The 5,076-nt window shown below is 41.4% G+C and carries 5 protein-coding genes; 1 reads left to right on the forward strand and 4 read right to left on the reverse strand.

The window, feature by feature from the left end:
• Positions 1 to 107 precede the first annotated feature (107 nt).
• Positions 108 to 320: a hypothetical protein gene (locus AB1414_15270; GenBank protein ID MEW6608781.1), complete on the reverse strand. Its 213-nt coding sequence runs from the start codon at positions 318 to 320 to the stop codon at positions 108 to 110.
• A gap of 89 nt (positions 321 to 409) precedes the next feature.
• On the opposite strand from AB1414_15270, the gene AB1414_15275 reads away from it, so the two are divergent.
• Entirely contained in the window at positions 410 to 2,542 is a 2,133-nt protein-coding gene (locus tag AB1414_15275) for a 6-bladed beta-propeller (protein MEW6608782.1), read from the forward strand.
• A gap of 756 nt (positions 2,543 to 3,298) precedes the next feature.
• Here AB1414_15275 and AB1414_15280 read toward each other — a convergent pair.
• The 3 genes from AB1414_15280 to AB1414_15290 form a co-directional block, all read right to left on the reverse strand.
• Entirely contained in the window at positions 3,299 to 3,469 is a 171-nt protein-coding gene (locus tag AB1414_15280) for a hypothetical protein (protein ID MEW6608783.1), read from the reverse strand.
• A gap of 18 nt (positions 3,470 to 3,487) precedes the next feature.
• Positions 3,488 to 4,072 (reverse strand): hypothetical protein, encoded by a 585-nt coding sequence (locus AB1414_15285; protein ID MEW6608784.1) that lies wholly within the window; start codon positions 4,070 to 4,072, stop codon positions 3,488 to 3,490.
• A 355-nt stretch (positions 4,073 to 4,427) separates the two neighbouring features.
• Complete coding sequence (locus AB1414_15290; GenBank protein MEW6608785.1) at positions 4,428 to 4,970, reverse strand: cysteine peptidase family C39 domain-containing protein; 543 nt, start codon at positions 4,968 to 4,970, stop codon at positions 4,428 to 4,430.
• Positions 4,971 to 5,076: the final 106 nt, after the last annotated feature.

Raw genomic sequence — 5,076 nt, forward strand, 5'->3', positions numbered from 1 at the left:
TAATAACAAATTCCAAGGGTATTTTCTCGCTTTAATGAATTCCGTGAATCGTGTTTCGCCTCTCGTGGATCGTGATATCTCTACGAACCCCGATTATTTCGATGTTACTATAGAAAACCATAAAAGTCAAGCAAAATCGTCACGGTTCCAGCCATAAAGATACTAAGGCACCAGTAATTAGCCCCGTATTTCTCTTGACATTTCAGGATATCTCTGGCATATTTAAATAATAGTAAGCGTTCAGCCACTAAGGCACAAACTCGATGCTCGATCCTGGATACTGGATCCTTTACCAGCATCGAGGATCGAGCATCGAGCATCTAGCATCATGTGCTGAACGGTTACAAATAATACTCTGGCCGAATTCTTAGCCGGCAGAGAATGCCTGAGAGATAAGGGAGGCGATTGGATGAGGCTATTCCATAGTCTACCGAATAAAGGCCGCCGACCAGAGCCGGTTAGCCGGATCTTCAAGGCCATCCTGGTATTGATTATTATCTTGAATCCGCTAATATCTCCTGGCCAGGTGGAATATGACCCCCGTCTGGAGGAGGCCGGCCTTACCTTTAAAGAGGGGTTTGCCCAATATAATGAAGGGAAATTTGAGGAAGCTATTGAGACCTTTAGAGAAACCTTAGCCCTTTCTCCCGGCTTTGAACGGGCCTGGTATTACCTGGGTGGGGCCTATTATCGGTTGGGGTTGCTGGATGAGGCTGTTTATGCCTGGGAAGAATTTATGAGGTTGGCCGGCGAAGACAGGGAGCTTCGGCGGCGGATAAATAATATTTACCACTTAAGTAGACCTCAAGGCCTGGAGACCCTTACCTCATATCAGCATCTAACCGCTTTTATGGGAAATCGTTGGGATGAGGCCGGCTTCCATAATCCTACCGGCCTAGTCTTAGATAGTGAGGGCAATCTTTATCTGGTTAGTTTCTCTTCTCACCGGATAGTGAAGCTCTCACCTACCGGGCTTCCTTTACTTGAGCTTGGAGGGGTAGGCGAAGGACAGGGCCGGTTTCTGAATCCCTTTGGCATTGCCCTTGATTCTGAAGGCAATATCTATGTGACTGATTTTGGTAATCACCGGGTTCAAAAATTCGATCCGAAAGGCAATTTCCTGTTAAGTTTTGGTCAGCCAGGCCAGGGAGATGGGGAATTTCTGGGGCCGGAAGGGATTACGGTTGACCAGGATGGAAATATCTATGTAGTAGATAACGGTAATGCCAGGATAGAGAAATTTGACCCTGGGGGAAAATTCCTTCTTCAGATGGGGAAATTTGGCCGCCGGCCAGGGGAATTGGATCGGCCGGTGGGTGTGGGTCTTGATGCCGAAGGCGATATCTGGGTTAGCGATGCCGGGAACCACCGAGTAGTTGAATTTGATAGTAGCGGGAATTTCTTGAGGTTGTTTCCACTGCCTCCCGGTCTTCTTGAGCCCAGGGGACTGGTGTTCGAGACCAGCGGTTACCTCTATCTAGCCGCGGCTTCCGGGGTGGTCTTAAGACTTGATCTGGCTGATTTCAATTGGAATTGCCTTAAGACCTGGAACGGAAAAAAGGGGAGATTTTCTACTCCATCCGATGTGGCCTTAGACCGCTACGGCGCCCTCTGGGTGGTTGACTATGAACGTCATAGGGCTGATTCTTTTATGCCTTCCCATTTTAAGCTGGCCGGTTTAAATATCCTTACTAACCAGGTTATATTAGATCATTTTCCAAAGGTTGTCTATTCAGTTACGGTAGCTACTGATGATGGCCGACCGGTCATGGGGCTGACCGAAAACAATTTTAAGATTGTCGAAGATGGAGTGAGGTTCCTTCTTTTCGGTTTCAGTGATCTCTATCAAGAAAAGAGCGATCGTCTGCTTATCATTCTGGTTCTGGATGTTCGCTTAAGGATGGAAGAACACAGAGACAAGCTCAATGAGGTGTTCAAACAGTTGATCAATTCCCTCAAACCGGGCACATCAATAGAGATAATTACCTTTGCTGATAAGGTGGATTTGATTCAGCCCAGAACGCCTAATCGTGACCTGCTCTGGGATAAGATCGTCACTCGGGAAAGTGTGATTCAGGAAGATAGAGATGTCCTCTGGAAGGCCCTCCATACAGCGGTTAAAGAGACCGTTAATCTGCCGACCAGAAAGCTCATCCTTCTCTTCAGCGAGCAGGAAGAGCCGGCCAGGCAAAGCTACTTGTATGATGAGGCCATCAATTATGCCAAAATAAACCAATGCCCTGTTTACTCTATTGACTTCACTATCGGCCAAAACAGCGATCTCTTGAAACGAATAGCCAAAGAGACCAATGGGGAATATATCTCTGTCTACCGGGACGGGAAACAGACGGCCAATCTCTATCAAGAGATAGAGTCAAAGCTAAAAGGGCAGGGCCAATATGTCCTCTCTTATGAATCACCGGTGAAAAAATGGACCGGTTCCTGGATTGATGCCACCATTTCTGTCGGCTATTTTGACCTCTATGCCGAGGACAAACGGGGCTACTTTGTTCCCCCCAGCCAGACAAAAGCCCCTCATTAGAACATAGGGGACGGTGGTGTAGAAAACAATTTATTTCCAATGACCCGACAAATGGCTAAAGAATCTTTGGTAAACGAATCTAACGAATTAAACGAAAAAGTAACTATTCAGCCACAAAGCCACTAAGTCACGAAGAAAATAATGGAATAGCCCACGACATTACGGTAACTTATTTATCAGGTTGTTGTTTTTATATACCGGGACTAGTAAATATGTAGAGGCGAATGGTTATTCGCCCCTACTTCTCTCTATATTATAATTATCGGCAGAGAACCCTTTATCTGTAAGCCCTTTTGATACAAAAAATATCTACAACAATCCATTGATTAAACAACCACCTGCTGACAGCAGGTGGATTTGGGGCTAAAGCCCCTTCTGCCGTCGGCGGCTGAAAGACCTGCCGTTTGAAAGGCGAGGGGGTAAAACACAAATCCGCCTTCGGCGGACTAAACATCAAGTTGTAGCAAAAAATGTGCCAACCTTATCAGAAAAAAACCTTGAACATCGAGTTATACTCGATGTTCAAGGTTTTTTATAACTCCTTGATTTCATTGTATTTACATTAGACTCAAAAAGGAGAAGGGTGTCAGATTGAAATCAAGGAAAATCAAATACTTACGTCGCTTCCCTTCTCTTTGGGACTTCAAAAACTTGAACATCGAGGTTTAGCATCTATCCATCAATCTATCAATCAGGTTGTCTGGTTTTCAACAGCCTATTAACAGCTTACTAACAATTTATTAACAATAAAAGAAGCTACGTAAGACCAGTAACCGTAAGGAGATAAAAAAAGTTATTATTCTCCCTTATGTCCCTCACATTATTATTGTTATTATTATTTCTAAAATAACAAATAGTAGTTAATAAAAGTAAAGCAGAGGTGGTCAACTTTTCGGTTACCATGGTGGTCAACTTTTCGATTGACAAAAACACAGCCTCCCTAATCTACTTCTTTTTAAATAGATTAAAAGAAATTCCAAGAGAACCTTGCCAAGTTATGCCATTGTAATCATTTAATAAGTAAATTTGCCATTCTTGATAGGGTTTAGGGTTATAAGAAGTGCCAATCTGAAACAGATAATCTTCTTTTGATTTCTGGGAGATAAGTGCTAAATTGGAAAACAAGGAAAATTTCTCATTGATTATAAAATAGAAGTCAGAACCTAATTGGGACTTCCATAAAGAACGGACATTCTCCTTCTCTTTTTCTCTCCACAAAGGCTGACTGAAGGAAAACCTTATGGTTCCTATTATAGGATCATATACCTTACTTATCCCTATCTCTGGGGTTATTTCAAAGAATCTCATCTGTTCCTCTGTTTCAGTATAAGGAAGGTTTCCTGCAATCTTATTCAGGGTTGGAATTTGGATGCCAAGTAAAACCTGCATTGTTTTGTCTTTCCATTTAAAGCTATATCGGGGAGTAAATTCTATATTTCCTAATGCAAATAGTCTCTCTTTTTCCTCTTCTTGTTCTTGTGGTATATAAGAATAAAATGTATGCTGGTATATAATGGGCAACTCAGTCATTATCGACCACTTTTTATTAAAGATATATCCACCAATTAAATTCGGTTGAAAAACTCGGGACGGTTCAAATCGTCCATTTTTCTTGTGAAACCTTGCGGGTCCTTCGTATCTTCCTCAATAATTCGGGGCAACCTACTCGGGTTACACGAGATCAGAAACCCGTTTTTTCGGAAAAAACGGGTTTCTAATTTAGCCGCAAGCTTTCACAGTAAGGTGAACCATCCCAAAAACTCTTTTTTTCATAGTTTTCATTATGTTACTTGTGTATAGAAAATCAAAAGAGCCAAACCATCCTTTTTCTTGTTCCAGTTTAATAAAAGAAATCCCCTCTTTAACCTGTGCTATAGAAACAGAGCTAAAAAGAAGGAGAATACTTAATATCCCTGTAAAAATAGATCTTTTGAACATGTTTAATCACTTCCTCTTGTTGTTCTTTAAGTCTTTCATAAACCTTTTCATATATCGCTTTAGCCTCTTTTGGAGGTATTATAATCAAAAGATACCCTGTCCATTTTGATAAAAAATCTTCTTTTCCAAGGATAATATTACCCGAAGCAGTATCATTTAGCACGATGTAATCATCTACTATTCCAGCAATTATAGAAAAATGGGCTATTTCTTTGTCTTCTGTCTTCTGTTTCATATGAACAATAATGGGAAGTGGATTTTTTTTAATAACCTCGAATAGCCCAGAATAATTTGTCTTATATCCGTATGCTTCAAATCCCATAGTTTTTGCAAATCTCTTCATATCCAAAAGACTGATTCCTCTTTTTTCTTTTACCATTGCAGGGAAAAAATCCTTTGCCAGATCTTCCTCTTTTGTGGGAATATCATAGTAATAGGTAAAAATGGTATCTACAGCAGCAATGCCACAGGTGTCGAGTTTCAGAATAATTCCCCAGTTAGTTTCAAATTAATTCCCCAATCAGTTTCAAATTAATTCCCCAATCAGTTTCAGATTTATTCCCCACTTTTTCCAAAAGATGCTGTAAAATTTCCGA

The sequence above is a fragment of the bacterium genome (genome assembly GCA_040755795.1).
GTDB lineage: Bacteria > UBA9089 > CG2-30-40-21 > CG2-30-40-21 > SBAY01 > JBFLXS01.

Coding starts and splice junctions, on each gene's coding strand:
- AB1414_15270 (MEW6608781.1), bottom strand. CDS start 320: ATGCTCGATGCTCGATCCTCGATGCTGGTAAAGGATCCAGTATCCAGG.
- AB1414_15275 (MEW6608782.1), top strand. CDS start 410: ATGAGGCTATTCCATAGTCTACCGAATAAAGGCCGCCGACCAGAGCCG.
- AB1414_15285 (MEW6608784.1), bottom strand. CDS start 4,072: ATGACTGAGTTGCCCATTATATACCAGCATACATTTTATTCTTATATA.